Source organism: Prevotella sp. MGM2, from assembly GCF_002933955.1.
Lineage (GTDB): Bacteria > Bacteroidota > Bacteroidia > Bacteroidales > Bacteroidaceae > Alloprevotella.
The window spans coordinates 1-607 of the sequence record NZ_BEWW01000045.1 but is presented as its reverse complement, the minus strand read 5'-3'; the positions used below and the strand labels follow the sequence as shown (position 1 = coordinate 607).

At 41.7% G+C, this 607-nt stretch carries 1 protein-coding gene; it reads right to left on the bottom strand.

Annotated features, from left to right (window positions below):
- On the bottom strand, nt 1-607 hold a 607-nt coding region (locus C5S62_RS01015; protein ID WP_104403683.1), incomplete at both ends, for a glycosyltransferase family 32 protein.

The following is a 607-nucleotide window of genomic DNA, read 5'->3' as shown; positions in this document are numbered from 1 at the left end:
TCTTTTTCATACGCTTATTCCAAGGTAACCAAGTTCCTGCATAATGATGAATTGAACATGTATTAGGAGTAATACAGACTTGATTTACAAACTCCATTGGATTAAAATATTCCTTTGGATACACAAATATGCCGTCAACAAACTGAACATCGCCAACATGCTTCAAACCATGCTTACAAAGTACCTCGGTCGTATATTGTACCACGGTCTTCAGATTCATTGTACCATCCGCCCCAATAAAATGAAGAGTTTCGTAAAGTTCCAAAATTTCTTTGTATAGGCCGAGGCCGGGGTTCACCCCGAGGCCGAGGCCGGGAGCGACGGCTGCGCCGTCGCCTTTCACGGTATCAGCATCACGCTCACAACCCATGAAAGGACCACGGGATATAATATCATCCATAGCTTTGATAACCTCAACATCCGTGTCAAAGTAAAGACCACCATGCTCATATAATATCTTAAAACGGGCATAATCTGAAACAAAGGCGTACTTACCGGCATCATAAGCCTCACTACAATAAGGAATACAATGGACATCAAAATTATCCTCATTCCATTCCTTTATTTCATATTCAGGAAGATATTTGCGCCATGAAGCGATACACTT